The organism is Dactylosporangium cerinum, from assembly GCF_042653625.1.
Classification (GTDB): Bacteria; Actinomycetota; Actinomycetes; order Mycobacteriales; family Micromonosporaceae; genus Dactylosporangium; species Dactylosporangium cerinum.
The window spans coordinates 66,114-86,076 of record NZ_JBHSIU010000001.1 but is presented as its reverse complement, the minus strand read 5'-3'; the positions used below and the strand labels follow the sequence as shown (position 1 = coordinate 86,076).

General features: G+C 69.8%; 18 protein-coding genes, 1 pseudogene and 1 riboswitch. Of the genes and pseudogenes, 11 read left to right on the top strand and 8 right to left on the bottom strand.

The window, feature by feature from the left end; genetic code table 11:
* Positions 1-158 precede the first annotated feature (158 nt).
* Both ACFPIJ_RS00385 and ACFPIJ_RS00380 read right to left on the bottom strand, forming a co-directional pair.
* Positions 159-683 carry a MauE/DoxX family redox-associated membrane protein gene (locus ACFPIJ_RS00385; protein WP_380112479.1) on the bottom strand — a complete coding sequence of 175 codons (525 nt, stop codon included), beginning with the start codon at positions 681-683 and terminating at the stop codon, positions 159-161.
* Between the two features lie 198 nt (positions 684-881).
* Complete coding sequence (locus ACFPIJ_RS00380; RefSeq protein WP_380112478.1) at positions 882-1,076, bottom strand: hypothetical protein; 195 nt, start codon at positions 1,074-1,076, stop codon at positions 882-884.
* A gap of 163 nt (positions 1,077-1,239) precedes the next feature.
* Here ACFPIJ_RS00380 and ACFPIJ_RS00375 point away from each other — a divergent pair, with 163 nt between their 5' ends.
* The 4 genes from ACFPIJ_RS00375 (at position 1,240) to ACFPIJ_RS00360 (ending at position 5,047) form a co-directional block, all read left to right on the top strand.
* Positions 1,240-1,791: a TlpA family protein disulfide reductase gene (locus ACFPIJ_RS00375; RefSeq protein WP_380112477.1), complete on the top strand. Its 552-nt coding sequence runs from the start codon at positions 1,240-1,242 to the stop codon at positions 1,789-1,791.
* Positions 1,788-3,569: an ABC transporter ATP-binding protein gene (locus tag ACFPIJ_RS00370; protein ID WP_380112475.1), complete on the top strand. Its 1,782-nt coding sequence runs from the start codon at positions 1,788-1,790 to the stop codon at positions 3,567-3,569. Before ACFPIJ_RS00375 ends, ACFPIJ_RS00370 begins: the two co-directional genes overlap by 4 nt.
* Complete coding sequence (lepB, locus tag ACFPIJ_RS00365; protein ID WP_380112474.1) at positions 3,566-4,024, top strand: signal peptidase I; 459 nt, start codon at positions 3,566-3,568, stop codon at positions 4,022-4,024. Before ACFPIJ_RS00370 ends, lepB begins: the two co-directional genes overlap by 4 nt.
* A gap of 318 nt (positions 4,025-4,342) precedes the next feature.
* Positions 4,343-5,047, top strand: a complete 705-nt coding sequence (locus ACFPIJ_RS00360; protein ID WP_380112473.1) for a hypothetical protein — start codon at positions 4,343-4,345, stop codon at positions 5,045-5,047.
* A gap of 116 nt (positions 5,048-5,163) precedes the next feature.
* Here ACFPIJ_RS00360 and ACFPIJ_RS00355 read toward each other — a convergent pair whose 3' ends face one another.
* On the bottom strand, positions 5,164-6,336 hold the full coding sequence (locus tag ACFPIJ_RS00355) for a CapA family protein (protein WP_380112472.1): 1,173 nt from the start codon (positions 6,334-6,336) through the stop codon (positions 5,164-5,166).
* A gap of 545 nt (positions 6,337-6,881) precedes the next feature.
* Between ACFPIJ_RS00355 and ACFPIJ_RS00350 the strand changes: the two genes are divergently transcribed.
* The 4 genes and pseudogenes from ACFPIJ_RS00350 to ACFPIJ_RS00335 all read left to right on the top strand — a co-directional run bounded on the left by ACFPIJ_RS00350 (position 6,882) and on the right by ACFPIJ_RS00335 (position 9,706).
* Complete coding sequence (locus ACFPIJ_RS00350) at positions 6,882-7,499, top strand: hypothetical protein (RefSeq protein WP_380112471.1); 618 nt, start codon at positions 6,882-6,884, stop codon at positions 7,497-7,499.
* A gap of 142 nt (positions 7,500-7,641) precedes the next feature.
* The gene (locus ACFPIJ_RS00345) at positions 7,642-9,099 is read left to right on the top strand and encodes an Hsp70 family protein (protein ID WP_380112470.1); all 1,458 of its coding nucleotides are present in this window, start codon (positions 7,642-7,644) and stop codon (positions 9,097-9,099) included.
* A 51-nt stretch (positions 9,100-9,150) separates the two neighbouring features.
* Positions 9,151-9,391 (top strand): annotated as a pseudogene (locus ACFPIJ_RS00340) (IS1380 family transposase); the annotation flags it as partial.
* 72 nt (positions 9,392-9,463) lie between these two features.
* A complete protein-coding gene (locus tag ACFPIJ_RS00335) occupies positions 9,464-9,706 on the top strand; it encodes a hypothetical protein (RefSeq protein WP_380112469.1) in 243 nt (80 codons plus the stop codon).
* 238 nt (positions 9,707-9,944) lie between these two features.
* Here the strand turns inward: ACFPIJ_RS00335 and ACFPIJ_RS00330 are convergent, their stop codons facing one another.
* Together ACFPIJ_RS00330 and ACFPIJ_RS00325 are read right to left on the bottom strand one after the other, a co-directional pair.
* Positions 9,945-10,262: a type 1 glutamine amidotransferase family protein gene (locus ACFPIJ_RS00330; RefSeq protein WP_380112468.1), complete on the bottom strand. Its 318-nt coding sequence runs from the start codon at positions 10,260-10,262 to the stop codon at positions 9,945-9,947.
* A gap of 77 nt (positions 10,263-10,339) precedes the next feature.
* Complete coding sequence (locus ACFPIJ_RS00325; RefSeq protein ID WP_380112467.1) at positions 10,340-11,134, bottom strand: endonuclease/exonuclease/phosphatase family protein; 795 nt, start codon at positions 11,132-11,134, stop codon at positions 10,340-10,342.
* A gap of 394 nt (positions 11,135-11,528) precedes the next feature.
* On the opposite strand from ACFPIJ_RS00325, the gene ACFPIJ_RS00320 reads away from it, so the two are divergent.
* A complete protein-coding gene (locus tag ACFPIJ_RS00320) occupies positions 11,529-12,287 on the top strand; it encodes a DUF4118 domain-containing protein (RefSeq protein ID WP_380112466.1) in 759 nt (252 codons plus the stop codon).
* 376 nt (positions 12,288-12,663) lie between these two features.
* A riboswitch (M-box (ykoK) riboswitch) is annotated at positions 12,664-12,849 on the top strand.
* 285 nt (positions 12,850-13,134) lie between these two features.
* Positions 13,135-14,757: an NRAMP family divalent metal transporter gene (locus ACFPIJ_RS00315; RefSeq protein WP_380112465.1), complete on the top strand. Its 1,623-nt coding sequence runs from the start codon at positions 13,135-13,137 to the stop codon at positions 14,755-14,757.
* Positions 14,758-14,981: 224 nt separating this feature from the next.
* On the opposite strand, the gene ACFPIJ_RS00310 is transcribed toward ACFPIJ_RS00315, so the two are convergent.
* Both ACFPIJ_RS00310 and ACFPIJ_RS00305 read right to left on the bottom strand, forming a co-directional pair.
* Positions 14,982-15,938 carry an alpha/beta fold hydrolase gene (locus ACFPIJ_RS00310; RefSeq protein WP_380112464.1) on the bottom strand — a complete coding sequence of 319 codons (957 nt, stop codon included), beginning with the start codon at positions 15,936-15,938 and terminating at the stop codon, positions 14,982-14,984.
* A gap of 92 nt (positions 15,939-16,030) precedes the next feature.
* Complete coding sequence (locus ACFPIJ_RS00305) at positions 16,031-16,867, bottom strand: oxidoreductase (protein ID WP_380112463.1); 837 nt, start codon at positions 16,865-16,867, stop codon at positions 16,031-16,033.
* Positions 16,868-16,988: 121 nt separating this feature from the next.
* Between ACFPIJ_RS00305 and ACFPIJ_RS00300 the strand changes: the two genes are divergently transcribed.
* Positions 16,989-17,891, top strand: a complete 903-nt coding sequence (locus ACFPIJ_RS00300) for a LysR family transcriptional regulator (protein WP_380112462.1) — start codon at positions 16,989-16,991, stop codon at positions 17,889-17,891.
* A gap of 600 nt (positions 17,892-18,491) precedes the next feature.
* On the opposite strand, the gene ACFPIJ_RS00295 is transcribed toward ACFPIJ_RS00300, so the two are convergent.
* Positions 18,492-19,736, bottom strand: a complete 1,245-nt coding sequence (locus tag ACFPIJ_RS00295; protein ID WP_380112461.1) for an FG-GAP repeat domain-containing protein — start codon at positions 19,734-19,736, stop codon at positions 18,492-18,494.
* Between the last annotated feature and the right edge of the window lie 227 nt (positions 19,737-19,963).

Sequence of the window (19,963 nt, the reverse complement as noted above, 5' to 3'; positions counted from 1 at the left end):
GTAAAGACCCTGCCACCTACCGGAAACAGCGCGCAGACTCACGGTCCTTCATCCGGGCGGGCGCGCCATCACGCCGATGACCTGGGAGATCCGGGAAGACGAGGAGGACGCCGGCGCACCCGGCGGGCCGGAACACGGTCACCGCATACCGCGGAGCATCATCGGCGATACGCCGGGCCGGGGCCGAACAGTCCCGCGATGTCGTCGGCCCACACCACCAGCAGTGCCCCGACGACACCCGCGAACCCGGCGACGACGAGACCAGCGGGCTCGGTCACGCCGCCCGCGAGGCCCAGCGCCGCGAACACCGTGAGCAGGACGTTGCGCACGAGGTGCTGCGGTCCCAGCCGCCGCTCCGACGCCCCGAAGCACCGGCACGGCGCCCGGTCCCCGCGTCGCAGGGCCAGCCCGACCACGGCGGTGAAGCCGACCGTCATCACCAGGGCGGCCACGGTACCGATGGTCGCCGCGCCCGGAACGACGAGCAGCACCGCGATCGTCAACTCGGCCACCGGTACCGCTGCAGCCGCCGTCATCCTGGTGCCCGCCGGCAACGTGTGCGCAAGCGGCAGCAGCCGGTCCAGGGACTCCCAGAACCCGGCCAGGTCACGCAGCTTCGCCACCGCCGCGACCGCGAAGGTCACGCAGAGCAGCACCTGGGCACCGAACGCCACATACCCCATGCCCCGCACGCTACGAGCGCCCGGCACACACCATGCACAATCCCGATACATCCCGGCGCCCACCGGCCCGCGGCCGCGTCGCCGTCGACCGGGTTCTGTCAGTGGCGGAGCTGTCACGCCACGACGTGATGCCGACCAGAACTGGCACCGGCCGTGCCTGTTCGATGTGCAACAGGCACGGCCGGCATCGATCACTCTTTAGCAGCTACCGCACGGGTTGTAGTACGTGGTCACGCCCTGACCCTCGCAGTAGATACGCCACCAGTACTGGTACGCGCCGGCGCCGCAGTAGTTGCAGCCGTGGCCGCCCGCGAAACATACCGCCTGAGCCTTTGCCTTCGGGGCAACGATGCTCAGCAGCCGGTCGCTGACAGCGTTCATGGTCTTGACCATTTGGCCCTCCTTTCGTCCAGGTCACGCTAGGGAGGACCGGCACATTCCGGCGATACGAGCCGTATATCGCGAAACCGCCGGGATGTGGCGGACAAGTATCCGCAATGTATCCGCGCTGAATACCGTCACCGGGCCTGATGCCAACCTGCCCGAGGAGTTTCCGATGGGTCTTCTAACCGCCGCCGTGGTGATCGTGGGCGCATTGTGCGTGATCGATCTCCTGCTCACCGTGGGCGTCATCCGCCGCCTCCGCGAGCACACCGAGCTCCTCGCCAGCACCACCCAGCGCGTCGTGGGCGGCGGCCCGATGCAGCTGCTCGAAGAGGGCACCCAGGTCGCCGACTTCGCCGCCACGACCACCGACGGCGAGCCGATCTCCCGCGAGATGCTCCCGGCCATGAGCGTCGTCGCCTTCTTCTCGCCGGGCTGCAAGCCCTGCGGCGCGATGATTCCCGCCTTCTCCGACTACGCCGCCACCCTGCCGGGCGGGCGGGCGCAGGTCATGGCGGTCGTCGTCGGCGACACCCGCCAGGCCGGTGACTACGTCGGCCAGCTCACGCCGGTCGCGCGCGTCGTCACCGAAGGGTTCGAGGGCCAGATCTCCGAGGCCTTCAAGTCCCGGACCTATCCCGCGCTGTACGTGCTGGACGGTGAGGGAAAGGTCGTCAGCAGCGGCACCGAGATGACGGTGCTGCCGAAGCCGTCGATGCGATGAGACGCAGCGCCGCCGAGGCGGGAGGCCTTGTCTGGCGTACCGCTCCCGCTCTGACCGTCCTCTATGGACTGACCACCCTCGTCGAAGCGGTCGCACCCGTCACGGTGGCGTGGCTGACGAAGTCCATCCTCGATCGGCTCGTCGGTGACGAGCCGATCGCGGCGCTCGCCGCCGCACTCGCGGCCACCGGCGTGGTGGTCGCGCTGGTGCCGCAGCTCGGAAGGTTTCTGAGCAACGATCTGGGCCGCCGGGTGAGCCTCGGCGCGTCGAAGCGGCTCTTCACCGCGACCGACCGGTTCGTGGGCCTCGCGCCGTTCGAGAACCCGTCCTTCCTCGACCGCCTGCGCCTCGCCCAGCAAGGTGTCAGCGCCGCTGGCAACCTCGTGACCGGGGTGTTCGGGCTCGGCCGCGGCGCGGTGAGCCTCATCGGGTTCCTCGCCGCGCTCACCGTGATCAGCCCCGTGGTGACCGTCGTCGTCGCGGTCGCCGCGATCCCGTCGCTCTGGGCCGAGTTCGGGCTGTCGCGCAACCGCGCGGGCGTGATGTGGCAGATCGCGCCGCACCAGCGCCGCGAGTTCTTCTACGGGCAGCTGCTCAGCACCGTCGAGGCCGCCAAGGAGATCCGGCTCTTCAACCTCGGGTCGTTCCTGCTGGGGCGGATGCTGGGGGAGCGCGGCACCGCCGACGCCGCCGAGCGGCGGATGGATCGCAAGGACCTGCTGACGCGTGCCGGGCTGGAGGTCCTCGGTGCCCTCGTCACCGGCGGCGCCCTCGTGTGGGCGCTGCTGGCGGCCCGCCGCAATCAGCTGACGATCGGCGATGTGTCGATGTTCATCATCGCGGTGGCCGCAGTACGGTCGGCGCTGGGCGGACTGATCCGGGACGCGGCGGGTACCCACCAGCGGCTGTTGATGTTCGGCCACTTCACCGAGATCGTCCACAGCGCACCGGACCTCACGGTGGCCACCGAACCCGTCGCGCTGCAGGGTCTGCGGGGCTCGATCGAGCTTCGCGACGTGTGGTTCCGATACAGCGACGACCATCCGTGGATCCTGCGCGGGGTCGATCTCACCATCCCGCACGGCGCGGCCGTGGCGCTGGTCGGGCTCAACGGCGCGGGCAAGTCCACCGTGGTCAAGCTGCTCTGCCGCCTGTACGACCCGACCAGGGGCACGATCCTCTGGGACGGCACCGATCTGCGGGACGTCGACCCGGTCCGGCTGCGCGAGCGGATCGGCGCGGTCTTCCAGGACCACATGGCCTACGACTTCACTGCCGCCGACAACATCGCCGTGGGTGATCTGACCGCGCTGGACGACCTGGACAGGATCAGCGCGGCCGCGGTCCGTGCCGGTGCCCACGACAAGCTCACCGCCCTCCCCGGCGGCTACGGCACCATGCTCACCCGGATGTTCGCGGCCGGGCAGGGCATGGACGGGCCTGACACCGGCGTCATGCTCTCGGGCGGTCAGTGGCAGCGGGTCGCCCTGGCCCGCGCCTTCCTCCGCGACGCGTGCGACCTGATGATCCTCGACGAACCCAGCTCCGGCCTGGACCCGGAGGCCGAGCACGACGTGCACGAACGCATGCTCAAACACCGCGCCGACCGCACCAGCCTGCTGATCTCCCACCGGCTCAACGCGGTGCGCGAGGCCGACCGGATCGCCGTCCTCGACGAGGGCGTGATCACCGAACTGGGCGGGCACGACGAGCTGATCGAGGCGGGTGGCGTCTACGCCCGGCTCTTCAAGATGCAGGCGAACGGGTACACCTCATGATCTTCGTAGCGATTGCTGTGCTGCTCGGCCTGACGGCGGCCGCGATCTGGGCCGGCAGGCGTTTCGTGGTCGTCACCGTCGACGGCGGGAGCATGCTGCCCACCTTCACCGACGGCGACCGGGTGCTCGTGCGCCGCACTACCCTGGGGCGCGTCCGCACCGGGGACGTCGTCGTCATGCGGTACACGCCCGGCCCGCACACGATCCATCACATCATCAAACGGGCGGTTGCCGTGCCCGGCGACCCGGTGCCACGCGACCGGGTCCCGCCGCTCGCCGACGTACCGGAGCCGGCAGTGCCGCCCGGCAGGCTCGTCCTGCTCGGCGACAGCCCGATCAGCACCGATTCCCGGCACTTCGGATACGCCGAGGAACGCCACCTCCTCGGCGTCGTCGTCCGCCGCATGTCCGTCCCGACAGCGACAGCAGGTCGCTACGGCGTGTTTCATGAATAGGTTTGGGTGCGACCGCAGCATTGGGCCATGTGGCCTTGGGATCGGACTCGTGGTGGGGGAGGCCGAGGTCCGGCGGCGTGGGCCGAACACGGCGGTGTCGTGGCGGTGGGCCCGGCTGCGGTGTGGGACGGGCTCGGCCTGACCCCTGTCCGGGCTGATCGGACCTCGATCGGGTGGCATAACCCCGGACCGATGGCCGGCACCACCTGCCACCGGTGACGATGGTCGGGTCGGTACCGAACGCGAGGCGAAGCCGTCCGTTCGATCGGCCGGTGCGGCGGGTACCAGATTGCCGGCCCCGTTCGAAGGAGGCGGCCCATGCATCCCTCAATTGCCGTCGATGCCCACCGGGTCCGAGCCCGGCTGCGCGCGGCCGGGCTCGACACGATGACGGGCCTGCGCGCCACGGGCAGTCATGCCGGCCGTCTGAACGGAGTGCTCGGTTGGTGGGCGGTGACGAGCTTCGGTCTGCTCAGCCTGTTGCTCGCGGTGTTGGCAACGCTCTGGCCGTCGTCGGTGCGGGCGTTCGGCGCCGCCGCCGTGGGCACATGGCTGCTGTTCGTCGCGTTCGGCAGGTTCGGCGGCGGGCAGCTGCTGCTGGCCCGGTACGGCGGATCCCACATCCTGCAGTCCGGCGCCGCGCTGCTGGCGGTGGCCGGCGTGATCGTGATCCAGCAGCCGGCGTACGAATCGGCTGTCGCGGTCGCGATGACCAGCTTGGCCTTCGGCGTCGCGGCAGCCGCCGACGCCGGGGTCGCGGCGCAGTTCCCCAGCCTCGCCCGTGGCTGCCTGTGGGTGCGGGCCGTCTGCTCCTTGATCGCCGCGATGGCGGTCGCCGTCGCACCGGCGACCGGGCTGGTCGTCGCCGCCGCCGGTGTGGGCTTCGGCGAGATCATCCTCGCGGTACGCCTGCTGCCGGAGGTGGACCGGCTGGCCGGGATGCTCGAGCCCAGCGCCGCGTGGACGGCCGAGGCAGAGGATCGCGGGTTCATGTTGCCGCTGCCAGGCGCTGACCGGCGGTAGCCTTCGCACCGCCGGCTCGCTCGATCATGCTGAGCATCGCGGGAGGGCGCGCGTTGGCCGGGCTTCGCCACGCCGGGTGGGCGGGTTCGCGGCCCCTCCGCTGCGCTCCGGACCGCTCACTGGACCATCCGCAGGCCGTCGGCCACGGCGCCGCGCAGGTCCACGTAGCCGGCGATGCGCCGGTACACGCCGCCGTAGGCGTCGCCCGCAGCGGCGACGTCGACGAGCCGGGGCTGCGGGTAGTACCGCATGAAGAACGCCCGCACGGTGACGTCGGTGACCCGCCACCGGCCGGGCGCGACCTCGGTGAACGTGAAGCGGGGCACGACCGAGTCCTGGGTGTTCTCCTTCGACCCGTCCGCGAACCGGACCAGCAGGTTGCCCAGGCCGTAAGCGACCCACTTGTCGCCGATCTTCTCGAACGGCTGCACGACGTGCACGTGCATGCCGATGATCAGGTCGATGTCGGGGCTGGCCAGCAGCTCCCGGGCGAGGCCGAGCTGGCCGCGGTCGGGCTGGTTCTGGTACTCCGTGCCCCAGTGCAGCGACAGGATGACGATCTCGGCGCCGGCCTGCCGGGCCGCGCGGGCCTCGCCGAGGATCTGGCCGACGTCGATGAGGTTGGCCATCCACGGCTTGCCGGTCGGCCGGTGCAGGCCGTTGAAGCTGAAGGTGTACGACAGCTGGGCGATCTTCACGCCCCGCACGTTGACGACGTCGGGGGTGGCGGCCTCCTCCGCCGTGCGGGCGGACCCGGTGTGCCGCAGCCGCACCCGGTCGAGGTTGTCCAGGGTGCGCCGCACGCCGGCCTCGCCGTAGTCGAGGGTGTGGTTCGAGGCGGTCGAGCAGGTGTCGAAGCCGCTGTCGGCCGCCGCGTCGGCGAGCTGCGGCGGTGCGCTGAAGATCGGGTAGCCGGTGAACGGGCCCTCGGGCGGGGCCAGCGGCTGCTCGATGTGGCAGATCGCGAGGTCCGCCTGCCGGACGGTCGGGGTGACCGCAGCGAGGATCTGGGTGAAGTCGTGGCCGGTCCGGCCGGCTGAACGGGCGTCGTCGGCGGCCTGTTGGCTCAGGGCGGGCTGGACGAACAGGTCGCCGGCGGCGACGACGCTGAGGTTGGCCGGCCGGGCCGGGGCGGCGAGCAAGCCCACGGACGGCCGATCCGACGTGGCGGGCTTGCCGGGGCCGCCGGCGCCAGCGGGACGGGCCGGATGCGGATGGGGGTGGATGGGCACGTCCGTCGCCGGGACGGCCAGCACGAGGCAGAGCAGGACAGCGAGCGTTCTCCGCATGGCGCCACTGTCACCGGGGCCGGTGAGCGCTCACCGCGTTTCGGCCAGCAGCCATACTGCCTGTCACCCGATCGCATCCTGGCACCGTCCGGCCCGGGTCCCGGGACGGCTGCGGACCGTGGCGCGCGATGGCTCGCTCGCCGGCAGGTGCGCGGTCCGCTCACCCCGCGGTGCCGCCGGAAGGGGTGACCCCGCCGACGGTGTTGAAGCGGCCCGGGTTGTCGGCGTGGAAGCTCTGGGTGAACCGCCGGGCGAGTGCTCCTGGCCCGTCCCGGCAACCGCGATCACCGTGAAGCTCATCCCCATCGATCAATCACCGGCCCTCGACGTCCCGATCCGTTTCAAGCCCCGATCTCCAAGGGCGTCAGGCGACGCTACCCGAGATCGGTTCGGACCTATATCGGAGTCGGGACAGGTCAGGCAGCGGCCGTTCGTCCACCTGGCGGTATGCGGATCGCGACAGTGCATCAACGGTCGTAAGGTGTGCGGCCGTGGCAGATACAGGGGAGCGCTCCCAACGGTCGATCGGTCGGGTCGTCTTCATCGTGAGCGTGGTGTTGACGCTCGTTGCGTGTTGCGGCGGCATTACCTGGTGGATCGAGCGCCCTGGGCCCGAGGTTCGTGTGGGTGCGGCACCGCAGAACCCGACGCGGGTGGTCATCGACGAGCCTGCGAGCAGCGGCGTGGTGCCGGGTTCGCAGTGGCCTCGCGCGTGCAGCCTCATCAGCGACGACGAGCTGCACGCGGTGCTGTCTCAGGCCACTGCCGTCAAGCGGCAGCCGGCAGGACAGAAATTCAAGAGTGCCCTTGGGACCAACTCCTTTGAGGTTCCAGAGGCATCGTGCCAGATCGAGTTCGACCTGCCCGGCAACGGCGAGCCCGAGCACGCGAACGTCCATGTGACGCTCGACTTCGTCGGCTCGGAGTTCTACGTCAAGCAGAACTATGACGACTACGGCACGGAGGTGGCCCTGCCGGGCGCCGACATGTGTCACCGCACGTCTGCGGCGTACAAGTGCCGGAAGGGCGGGGTCGACTTCACGCTGTCGGGCGGCGTGACGAAGGACGTGAACTTCGCCGGCCAAAAGGGCGCTGCCCTTGCCTTCTATGTCGACCGCGTGCTGGTCGAATACGTGAAGCTGATTCTCGCGAAGCTGCCCTAGTGTCCTGAGTGGTCGAGGCGATCCAGGACCGCGTCCGGGTCGCCGAGCCGCTACACGACGCTCTCCATCGGTCAATCGTTGCCGCCCCGACGGCCAATCGTCTGATGCAACGACCCGCGCGTTGATCTCTATTCTGATGTTCGTGTTGGACGCATCGCTTGGAATTGACTACGGGACCTCCAACACGGTGGCGGTGTTACGCCATCCAGACGGCAAGTTCCGGCCGCTGCTGTTCGATTCTTCGCCGCTGTTGCCGTCGGCCGTGTTCATCACCGACGACGGTCGTCTCGTGGTCGGCCGCGATGCCGAGCGCTCCGCCCGGCTTGATCCGGCCAGGTTCGAGCCACACCCGAAGCGGCGCATCGACGATCTGGACGTGCTGCTGGGTGAGCGCGCCTACGCCGTCACGGAACTCGTCGCCGCAGTGCTGACGAGGGTGCGTGCGGAGGCCGCACGGACTCGCGGTGGCACGGTTCCAGACGTCACGATGACCTATCCGGCGACCTGGGGAACCGCCCGCCGACAGGTGCTCATCGATGCCGCAATGGCTGCCGGGCTGCCGAGGCCGACGCTGGTCGCGGAGCCGGTCGCCGCGGCCACCTACTTCGCCTCCGTGCTCGGGCACCGGATGCGGCCCGGGCAATGCGTGGTCGTATACGACCTGGGTGCGGGTACGTTCGACGCCAGCGTCGTGCAGCGTACCGAGGACGGATTCCGCGAACTGTCCTGTCGCGGTCTGGACGACGTCGGCGGCGTCGACCTCGACGCGCTCGTGGTCGCCCACGCCCGATCGGTCATCGCCCCGGCGGCGCCGGATGTCTGGCAACGGCTGTCCACGCCTCAGGGCGCGGCCGACCTGCGGCACGTCACGATGATGTGGACCGATGCCCGGCACCTGCGCGAAGCGCTGTCGCGGGAATCCTCCGCCAGCATGTTCATCGCGGCCGCCGACCAGGAGGTCCTGATGACCCGGCAGCAATTCGAGGCTGCGGCCCAACCGGTCCTCCAACGGACCGTCGACCTCGCACTCGACACGTTGAAGCAGGCCAGAGTGCGGCCCGACGAGGTCGTCGGCTGGTTCCTCGTCGGGGGCGGTACTCGCACGCCGCTGGTCGCCACGCTGCTGCACCGTACATCCGGTGTAGCGCCCACCGTGCTCGAGGAGCCGCAACTCGTCGTCGCCGAAGGCGCCCTCTACATGGCCGACCTCGCTGCGACGCCACCGGCCACCTTCACCGGCGTTCGCGCGGCGCCTTCGCCTGAACCCGCTCCGTCCGCGTCCTGGCCATCGCCCGAGCCGACGACGGCATCCGCAACACCGCCTGCCGCCACGCCGCCCGCTGAGGCCGACGTGCCGTCAACGGCTCCAGGTACGCCCACGGCGTCGCCTTCTCCTGCCGCGGACTCCGTGGCCGGGCAGCGCCGGTCAGCACAGTCTGGTACACGGTTCGTCGACGACCTCAAGCTCATCGGCACCGTCGTCGAGCGGACCCGGGAGCGCTTGGACGACCGCCGGCTCCGGCTCAAGATCGCCGCGTACCTCATCGGTGCGATCGTCTTCACCGCGGCCCTGAGTTGGCTCCTCGTAACCGTGTTCTAGGGGCAACGCCGTTCAGTTAGCGGTTCTGTGGATGGTCAAGGGCGTGTCTGAGACCTGAACGTGCTGCGGCACGGCGGCATGTCCACGCTGTTCGGCGGGATGTACGCGCCCTCGACGCTGGGGTCGTTCCTGCGGTTCTTCACCTGGGGCCACGCCCTGCAAGCTGGAGGCCGCTGCCCGGGGCCTGCTGGGCGCCCTCGCCACGGCCACGCCGCTGCTCCCCGGCGCGGCGAAGCAGGCGTACGTCGACGTCGACTCGTTGCTGCGGCGGGTCTACGGCCACGCCAATCGGCGGAGGACCGCGTAGATCGCAGCGGATCCGGATGCCGCGATCGCGCGGTACGCCAATGGTTAGATGTAGCCGGTGAGCAGTCCATGGGATGAGGAGTTCGCCCCTTCGACGGGGGCCCGGAATACCTTGCGCTGGGCGCGCGAGATGGGTGCCTCGACGCTGGGCGAGGCGTACGACATGCTCGAGCAGTTGGAACTCGGCAACGATGTTGCCGAGGTGCTGGGCCACGACGACACGGTCGAAGGCGTGCGCGAGGAGCTCGAATGGGGCATCGAGACCGCTGGGCCAGATACGTTGCTGACGACTTTGCTGTAGCCATGGCATGCCCGCCACCGTGGGGGCACCGCCGACCCCGACTCGTCGAAGATCCGTGACCTTGCGGTGGCTACCGAATACCACCCGGACACGCCGCCGCCGCCGTTGCCGGTGGCCACAGGCGCGAACACCTCCGACGGTGAGGCGCCGGCCCGCAACAGCGCGGCCGCTCGCGCAACCAAACCATCCTGGATCTTCTAGCCGAACACCGCGAGGATCGCGACGCCGACGCCGAGCGCTACGTCCAGCAGCATGCAGAACTCTGCCAACGAACATGACCGACCAGCCGAGCATCGGCGGCGGCCTCGTCATGGCCCGGACCACCGGAGACGATCAGGGTGTCCAGCGGCCCGGTGAACCGTTCGAGGGACTGCTGGCCGGTCAGCGTCAGCCCCGAGTGCAACTCGATGGACCGGTCCGCCGGTGTGACGACGACCTGACGGTACGGGCAGCGCGCACCCACATGGTTGGCCATACCCAAGGTGGTGGTCACGCAGGCGATGTCGAGCAGTTCCGCGTGATCGTAGGCGACCATCACGACGATCCGCTCCCGCACGACCCGATCCTATGACGTCCGAGGTCCTTGCCGACGTTGAGCAGGTCTGCGCGTGTTCGGGGCGGTTCCCGCGCGGGTTAGATGTCGAGGATCAGTGCACGGTGGTCGGAAACCTCTGGTTCGGTCAGGATCTCGAACCGTTTGACGGCGGCGACGTCGGAGATGAGCAGATAGCTCGCGTGTCGCACCGGCTTCGGGTAGCGAGACGTCCGGGTGTCTGCCGCGCCGACCAGGTCGGTCAGGCCGATCTCGGCCAGGACGTCGAACGTCGCGCTGTCGGGCAGCAGATTGAAGTCTCCGCACACCACCACCAGGTCCTGCGGACTGCGGATCCGGCGTACGAGTTCCGCGAGTCGGTCGGCTTGGCCGCGCCTGGCCGGGGTGTCGGCCTTGCCGGCCGGGTCGCGCAGCCCGTGTACCTGTACCACCCACACCGACCGGCCGGCGGCGCGGTCGACGGTACGCACGGCCAGTGCGATGCGTGGACGGTCCGCGACCGTCCACTCGACGTGGTCGACGAACTGCCCGTGCACGAAGGCGGAGTCGACACCGACCACCGGCAGGTGCTCGGCGACCAAGGTCGCCAGGCCGAAGTCTTGCCGATGACGGCCGCCCGTGCCGTCATGCACGGGGCCGGAGTCGCTGGCGAGGAAGATCGCCTGATGGCGTGGCAGCGCGACGCGGACATCGTCGAGCAGATCAGCACGTTGCGGCAGCGTGCGTTCACCGTCTTCGAAGCGGGTCCATCCAGTCAGGCCAGGCGTCCGAGTCACCTCCTGCAGGCAGACGACATGCGCCTCGCTGCGGGGCAGCCACGCAACGAGCTCGTCGGACAGCGCGCCACCCCAGGCGTTCACACTCGCGATCCGCACAACGACGCACCTGCCCTCCTGATCCGGCGCCTACCGCCGATCACGTTCGTTGGATGGACTCGACCTTAGATCGCCGCAGGCGTAGCGATTCGGATGGGTACGCCACATGACGCACACGCTCTCGTCGGACTGCGATCCGAGTGGTTGGCGATGTGGGGGGCCGGACATCTCCTGTGTCGGGCGCGCCCGACACTGCGTGTCCGCGGCGCCCGCCGGCGCGGCCACCTGGGTGACCGACAGGTCCACGAGCGTGCTTCAGCAACTTGGCGAGCACGTCGCTCGGCGTGATGAGCGCCGCGCACCGCTGAGCGGTGCGGGCCCGGCTGGTCCGTCGCGTGCTGGGGTGCGAGCGCCGCGCGCGCTACGGTCACACCGGAGGCAGGAGGTGCGTCCCATGCCCAAGAATCCCAGCAGAGACCTGCTCGCACTGGCCGCCGCCGTTGTGGCGCCGCTCGCGATCACCGTGGCACTGACCCCGTTTCGTGGCAGGCTGTCGGCGGCGAACGCGGCACTCGTCCTGGTCGTGGTCGTCGTGGCGGTGGCCGCCAACGGCAACCGGCTGGCCGGGGCGCTCGCGGCTCTGTCGGCCGCAGCGTGGTTCGACCTGTTCCTCACCAAACCCTACGGACAGTTCACCATCACGGCGCCCGCCGACATCGCCACGGCGGTGCTGTTGCTCGTCGTGGGCCTGGCGGTCTCGCAGCTCGCCGCGCGGGCACGGCGCCTGCACCTGGTCACGATCACCGACGCCGACCACCTGGCGCAGATCGAGCGCACCACCGCGCTGGTCCAGTCCGGTGCCGAGAGCCGCGTTGTGGTCGACCAGGTGCGCACGCAGCTGGTCGACCTGCTGCACTTGCAGGGATGCCAGTTTGAGTATGGCAAGCTGCTCGGTCGCCCGGCACGCCTGGAACGCGACGGCAGCATCACCCATGGACGTGCCCGCAGGCACCCCACCCGCGACGAGCTCCCGGACGAAGAGGTCGAACTGCGGGCATCGGCCGCCGGGCAATTCTACGGACGGTTCATGCTCCAGCCCACCCCTGGCGCCTCCGTGCCTCTGCAAGCCCGCCTCGTCGCCGTCACCCTCGCCGACCAGACCGGCGCCGCCCTGGACGCCGCGCGGTCCGACGGGACCCGAGGCCCCGCATAGGCCTGTGCTGTGAGCACCGAGCGCATCGGGCATCGGGCTGGTGCTGGGCTGGGAGCGCTGCCGCCCCGGGATTGTTGCTGCGGCTGTTGTGCCGCTGAGCGACATAGGATTTCTGCTGGGGAAGCGGTGGCCCGAAGGGCGGCTGAGGATGGTTCTCCCAGGCGTTTTGGTGTTCATGGCGCTGTTGCTCATTTGCGCCGTGACGACGCTGTGTATCGCGTCGCGGCTGGCTCACCCGGACGAGCGACCGATTTGGCATCTGCACAGACATCTGCACTGGTGGCGGCAGCTCAAGAGGCAGTAACAAGCTTCTCGTCAGGCCTCACTGGCCTTGGACCGCCGCTCGGGTGGGCGCATACTTTGAAGTGTTCTTCATGAGACACCTCGTTCGGTGAGGCGTCTCCACGGACACAGGCCACTGATCCCGCCGGTCGAGAGACCCTCCGGATCAGGACACCTCTCCCCGGGCTAAGGGGAAAGGCCAGGTGGCTGCGCAGGCAGGACCTCAGCGGTCTCGCGCTACGCCGTGGAGTGCCAAAGCTCTGACGAGTGGGGGTGTCACCCGGCACATGATGCCGGACCTCCCGTTGCGATCGTTCGGCACGCTCGCGTGCCCTGGCCGGAGGGGGCGAGTCCAGATGAAACCCAGGAATTCTGGCCGATTCAGGCCGTCCATCTGTCTGTGCCTGTGCTCCGTTTCCGACACGCGGTAGCCCCCTCCCTTCCCTATTTGCGGTGACCCGGATGTTGCGGTGACCGATGCGTCGCCGTGCTCCCGGCTGGGTGGATGCATGCTGCGCGCCTCCCGTGATGGCACGCCCCTCGGCGGGGCGGGGAGGGTTCCGCCATGACCACGACCACCACGACGCGTTCCGTGGCGCGCGACGACGCGCGTGTCGGCGACATCCGCGGTGCCCTGGGCACCATCCGCCGGGACGACGTGACCTCGCGCCGGGGTCCGCGCCGCAAGCTGATGACCCTGCTGGCGATCGTCGGGCCGGGCCTCATCGTCATGGTCGGCGACAACGACGCCGGCGCGTTCGCCACCTACGGTCAGGCCGGGCAGAACTACGGCACCGCGCTGCTGTGGACGCTGCTGCTGCTCGTCCCGGTTCTGTACGTCAACCAGGAGATGGTGGTGCGCCTGGGCGCCGTGACCGGCGTCGGGCACGCACGCCTGATCCTGGAACGGTTCGGGAGGTTCTGGGGCGCCTTCTCGGTGATCGACCTGTTCATCCTCAACGCCCTGACCGTCGTCACCGAGTTCATTGGGATCACCCTCGCGGCCGGGTACCTGGGCCTGCCGAAGGTCCCCGCCGTGCTGCTGGCCGCCGCGGTCATCGTCGCCGCGGCGTTCACGGGCAGCTTCCGCCGGTTCGAACGCATCGCGGTCACGTTCTGCGCCGGGTCGCTGCTGCTGATCCCGGTCTACGTCATGGCCCATCCCGCGACCTCGCAGATGGCCCGCGGCTTCCTCACCCCGACGATGCCCGGCGGGGCCGGACAGCTCTCCGCCGTCATGCTGCTGATCATCGGCATCGTCGGCACGACCGTCGCCCCCTGGCAGCTGTTCTTCCAGCAGTCCTACATCATCGACAAGCGCATCACGCCGCAGTTCATGAGGTACGAGAAGGCCGACCTGTGGCTTGGCGTCCTCATTGTCGTGATCGGCGCCGGGGCGATCATGGGAGCTGCCGCCGCGGCGTTCGCCGGCACCTCCGGGGCCGGCACCTACACCGACTCCACCGGGCTGGCGGCCGGGATCGCCGCCCACGCGGGCAACGCGGCTGGGGTACTGTTCGCGATCGCGCTGCTGGACGCCTCGATCATCGGCGCGTTCGCGGTGTCGCTGGCGACCTCCTACGCCCTCGGCGACGCACTGGGCGTCAAGCACTCCCTGCACCGCGGGGTCAAGCAGGCCAAAGCCTTCTACGCCGTCTACGCGCTGCTGATCTGCACCGCCGCGACCCTGGTCCTGCTGCCCGGCACACCGCTGGGCCTGCTCACCCAGGGCGTCCAGGTCCTGGCCGGCGTCCTGCTGCCGTCCGCGTCGATGTTCCTGCTGCTGCTGTGCAACGACAAGGACGTGCTCGGCCCATGGGTCAACGGCCGCGGGCGCAACGCCTTCGCCGCGCTGGTCGTCGCGGTCCTGGTGACCCTCTCGGTGATCCTGACCACCTCGGTCCTCTTCCCGGACATCACCACGACCGCGATCCTGGCCATCATCGCCGGCTGCGGCCTGGCCGCCGCGGCCGCGCTCGGCTTCGCCCTGACCACCACTCGCCGGACCGTCGCGGCGCCGATCGACCGGCAGGACCGGGAGAACTGGCGGATGACGCCGCTGGCAGAACTCGGCCGCGCCCCCATGTCCGCCGGCCGCAAGCTCGGCATCGGCGCGCTTCGCCTCTACCTCGCGGTCGCGATGATCCTGGTCACCATCAAGGTCGTCCAGGTCGCGCTCGGTCACTGACCAGCGCAGCTCGCCTCGGCCGGCTACCGCCCGGCGAGCTCACAACGAGGTGTCGCGATGCAGACCTGACCACCCTGCAGTTCGCCACCCGTCTGGCCGCCTGCCCCGGATCGGTGCGCTGCTCGGCGCCCGCAGTCGTGCACCAGCCGCTCGCCGCGCCGGATTTCCGGCCGCGCGGGAAGCCAATCGCCGCGGACCCTGAACCAACGTCCGCGGGCGCGCCCCTACCCGGGCAGCGCGGACACTGCCGCTGCCACCGCGTCCGGGTGCGAGATGAACGACAGGTGGCGGGCGCCGGGGATGACCGTCGGTGCCGGCGCGCCGATCCGCGTCGCGGACGTGTACGGCGCCGAATGGTCGAACACGTCGTCGTCGGCGCCGAACACGACCGCCTTGGGCACCGGCACGTCCGCCAGTTCGGCCACCCGGGACGCCGGCAGGCCCACCAGGCCGGTGAACTGCCAGATGGCCCGCTCGGCGCCGGGCACCTCGAACGGGCGCCGCCACTGCCGGACCCCGGCCGCGTCCAATGGCGGGCAGGATGGCCCGCAGTTGGCCGAGTAGATGCTGCGGATCAGCCGGTCCGAGTGGATGGCCAACCGCAGCAGCGTGGTGCGGTACGGGTCGACAAGGCCGGATCGCAGCCCACCGAAGCGGGACCCGGCGCCGATGTTCAGGGCGTCGCCGTCGAGGAACACCACGCCGCCGACCCGCCGTGGGTCGCGCAGCGTCGCCTCGGCGACGACGGCCGCGCCGGTCGAGTGCCCGACCAGCACCGGCCGGCCGAGATGCAGCGCGTCGAGGAAGCCCAGCAACTGCGCCGCCTGGTGCTGCGCGTCGTACGGCCCGACCCGTTGGCTGTAGCCCCACCCGGTGAGGTCCAGCGCGTACACCTGGCGGGTCTTCGACAGCGCCCGCCCGAGCGGGTCGAACGTGTCGGCGGACTCGGCGAAGCCGTGGACGAGCACGATCGGCGGCCCGGGTCCGTCCCACTGCCGGTACCGGGTGCGGATCCCGTCGGCGGTGACGAACCGCAGCCCGGCCGGGGCACTGGCCCGACCCGCGGTGGCCGCGTTGTACCCGAACGAGAACACCGTGACCAGCACGAACCCGGCCAACACGGTGATACCGAGTCGGCGCAGCCACCGCAGCGCGGGGGCGGCGTGGCCGGGACGCGTCACTCTCCCCAGTCTGCCAGGATCCATGGATCACAACGTGGGCACGCGGTACCAGCCACCGCTTCCGATTGCGCGGACTCCACCTCGACCGGTTGTCAGCTGAGGTCGGTCGACCTGCTCAGCTTCTCCCACCGGTCCAGGTCGGTGCGGAGCTGCTCGTGGTGGCCGCGGATGCTGTCGACCGCATCGTTTCCGAGGGCCAGGCGCAGCGGCGGGTCGTCGCTGTTGAGCACCTCCAGGATTGCCTGGGCGGCCTTGGCCGGGTCACCAGGTTGGCTGCCGTTCATGCTGTCCACGGCCATCCTGGTCTGGCCGGTCGACACCTGGTATGCCTCGATGTGTTCAGAGCGGTGCATGCGATGCCCGCCGAACTCGGTGCGGAACGCGCCGGGCTCGACGATCAGGACGCGGATGCCGAAGGGCGCGACCTCGGCGGCCAACGCTTCCGACAGCCCTTCCAGCGCGAACTTCGCCGCGCAGTATGCGCCGAAGCCAGGCATACTGAGCTGACCGCCCATCGAGCTGATCTGCACGATCGCCCCGCTGCCCTGCCGGCGCAGGTGCGGCAGCGCCGCCTTGGTCACCGCGACCGCGCCGAAGAACATGACCTCCATCAGCGCGCGCAGGTCCGGCATGGCCAGTTCCTCCACGGCCCCGACCGAGCCGTGGCCGGCATTGTTGACCACCACGTCGATCCGCCCGAACGCGTCGATGGTGGCCGCCACCGCCTCCTCGATCGTCGCGGTGTCGGTGACATCCAGGGTGGTGCCGCGCACCCGGTCACCACCGGCGGCAACGAGGTCGGCGAGTTGCTCGGCGCGCCGAGCCGTGGCCATGACCCGGTCGCCGGCCGCCAGCGCGGCGAGGGCGAGGTGCCGGCCGAACCCCGCCGAGCAGCCGGTGATCAGCCACACGCGTTCCCGTTCTGACATTCGGTACAGCTCCTCGATGTTCCGTAGCGGATCTGGCCCGGCCGGGCCCGCGTTCCAGTCTTGATCAGCCGCCTCGCGAGCGGCCAACACCCGTTTCCTGCAGCGGCTACAGTCAGAGCCTGTGACCCCGGAGCTGCGGCAACTGCGGTACTTCGTGGCGGTGGCCGAACACCGCAGCTTCACCCGCGCCGCCGACGCACTGCACATCGCCCAGCAATCGTTGTCGCAACAGGTCACCGTGCTGGAACGTGTCCTCGGCGCGCGGCTGCTGGACCGCGACACCCGCGGCGCCCGGCTGACCGAGATCGGCCGTATGTTCCTGCCCGAGGCACGCGCGGTCCTCGCCCGAGCCGACGAAGCCGTGGCCGTCCTCGGGCGCGCGGCACGCGGCGAGATCGGCCGGCTCAACCTCGCCTTCCTCAGCTCCACCGCCAACTACATGCTCCCGCCGGTCGTGCGGGCGTTCCGTGAACGGTTCCCCGACGTCGAGCTGACCACCGACGACGTGAGTATCAGCGAACTCGTGGCCGGCCTCCGCGACGGGCGCTACGACGCGGCGTTCACCCGGCCACCCCTCGTCGACGACCTCGCCACCAAGACGTTGGTCACCGAACCGGTCTGCGCCGTCCTACCCGAAGGCCACCCGCTCGCCACCCGGGCCGAACTGCGGCTGCGCGACCTCGCCGACGAACCATGGGTGCTCACACCACGAACCTCCTGGCCGCCCTGGCACCACAAATACGACCAGGACTTCCACCACGCCGGATTCGAGCCGAACGTGGTGCAGCGGGCCACCAGCGTGTCGAACCTGCTCGGACTGGTCGCCGCCGGCGTCGGCGTCACCCGGCTCGCCGCATCAGCCCACAGCCTGCGCCGCACCGGCGTGGCGTTCGTGCCCCTCACCGGCGACCACGCCGACACCGTCGCCGCATGGCACCCCGACACGAACAAACCAGCACTACACAACCTGCTCGACGTGGTCACCGAACTGGCCGCGACGACCGACCTACCCCAGGCCGGCTAGTGCTCTGACCGGGAAGGTTCACCGGGTCGTTGGTGCGCTGAAAGGCCGGCCCAGCCAACTGGGCGAGCAATGATCGACGCCACGGCACTTCAGGTCGCCGCGCTCTGCGCGGCCATCTGGTGCCGTGGCTTCAGGTCGGGCTGTTAGCCGTTGCCCGGGTCTGCCGGGTACCGCCCCAGACGCTGATGGTGTGCTGTGGTGATGCCGCTGCTGCTATGCCTGAGCGTGCCCCTGGCCGCCGCGGCTGGCAGCTGTCCATTGCGAAGCTGTTCGCCGTCGCACCTTCGGCGTCGGCGCCGCAGGTGTTTCTTTCACGACCGGGTTACCAGGTGTATCTGCCGTCCGGCTGGCATGTCCACCGGCACCGTCAGGCTGCAGGACACCGAAGCGAAGATGCAGATCGGTAGCTGGCCTGATCGCCGGGTGCTCGGCACCGTCTGGGGCGCTGCCGTTCGAGATCGTCATCTGCCAGTCGATTCTCATCGTGTTCGTGGCCCACGACATCGGCTTGGAGTTCGCGGCCGCCGGTGCGATCGTCGCGCTGTGAGCGTCGGTGGGTCCGTGCCGGACGCGATTGCTGTCCGGCACGGACCCGACGTCCTATCCGAAGATGGAGATGAGGATAGCGACGATCTTGGTGATGTACGGTTCGTAGCGGTTGTACAGCGCGATGATGCTTTGCGGGTTCCAGTTGTGGACGATCTCGATGTTGGACGCATGGTCCAAGGCCGCGACCGGGAAGGTCTGGCTCCATGGAAGAGTCCGGTCACATCCCGGCGGAAGCGCACACGAGACGATCGGGTTGACCCCGCCAGTGACGACGTTCGTCTGTGCCAGGGGCAGGCCGCACGCGTCACGGATGATGACCGAGACGCTCCCGGTGAAGCCCTCCAGTTGGTACAGCGACTGAATCCGGGTGGATCCGGTGACCGTGCCAGTTGCCCGGTCGACGGTGACGTTGGTATCCATCCGCAGTCCAGGCCGCGGGTCGTTGTTGAGGTGGGCTGCTGTCGAGCCGGGCATCGGTGCGTTGGTCATGCAGCTGGTGATCGCGAGTTTTGAGGTGTTCAACTGGGGTCCACCCAACGACCCCGTGAGCACCGCCGACCTGGCGACTGCTGGCGCGTCGCCGGGTGCGCCGAGGACGGTGGTGAACTGGTCCTTGACGTACCACTTGGCCTCTGACGCGCGCCAGACGGCGATGTCGGTGCGGCCGTCGCCGTTGTAGTCGGCTGGCACCGGCACGTCGCCGACGGCGCCCCACTGCGTCGCGGCGGCCTGGCCCGGGACGTACCACTTGCCTTCCGACGGACGCCACACGGCGATGTCGGTGCGGTTGTCTGCGTTGTAGTCGCCAGGGACCGGGACGTCGCCGGCGGTGCCCCACTGCGTGACGGACTGACCGGCGATGTACCAGTTGCCGTTGGACGGCCGCCACGTGGCGAGATCCGCTCGGCCATCACCGTTGTAGTCGCCCGGCATCGGCACGTCGCCGGGGGCGCCGAGGACGGTGGTGAACTGATCCTTGACGTACCACTTGGCCTCTGACGCGCGCCAGACGGCGATGTCGGTGCGGCCGTCGCCGTTGTAGTCGGCTGGCACCGGCACGTCGCCGACGGCGCCCCACTGCGTCGCGGCGGCCTGGCCCGGGACGTACCACTTGCCTTCCGACGGACGCCACACGGCGATGTCGGTGCGGTTGTCTGCGTTGTAGTCGCCAGGGACCGGGACGTCGCCGGCGGTGCCCCACTGCGTGACGGACTGACCGGCGATGTACCAGTTGCCGTTGGACGGCCGCCACGTGGCGAGATCCGCTCGCCCATCACCGTTGTAGTCGAACTTCACCGACCCTCCGTCGGCGGCGCTGGCGGGCCTCGGCGGCGCTGCGATGCTGCCGACGACGGCGATGGCAGTTAGGGCGAGCACCGCCACGAGGTGCCGAATGTTCGGCGGGCGTCGATTGATGTCCGCTGTACCCGGCACGGGCCGGGCTTCGAGTTGATTGATGGGTAGCATGGTCATCACGTTTCCCCTAGAGGCTCAGTGGTCTGAGTGGACACTCGCCCGAATCG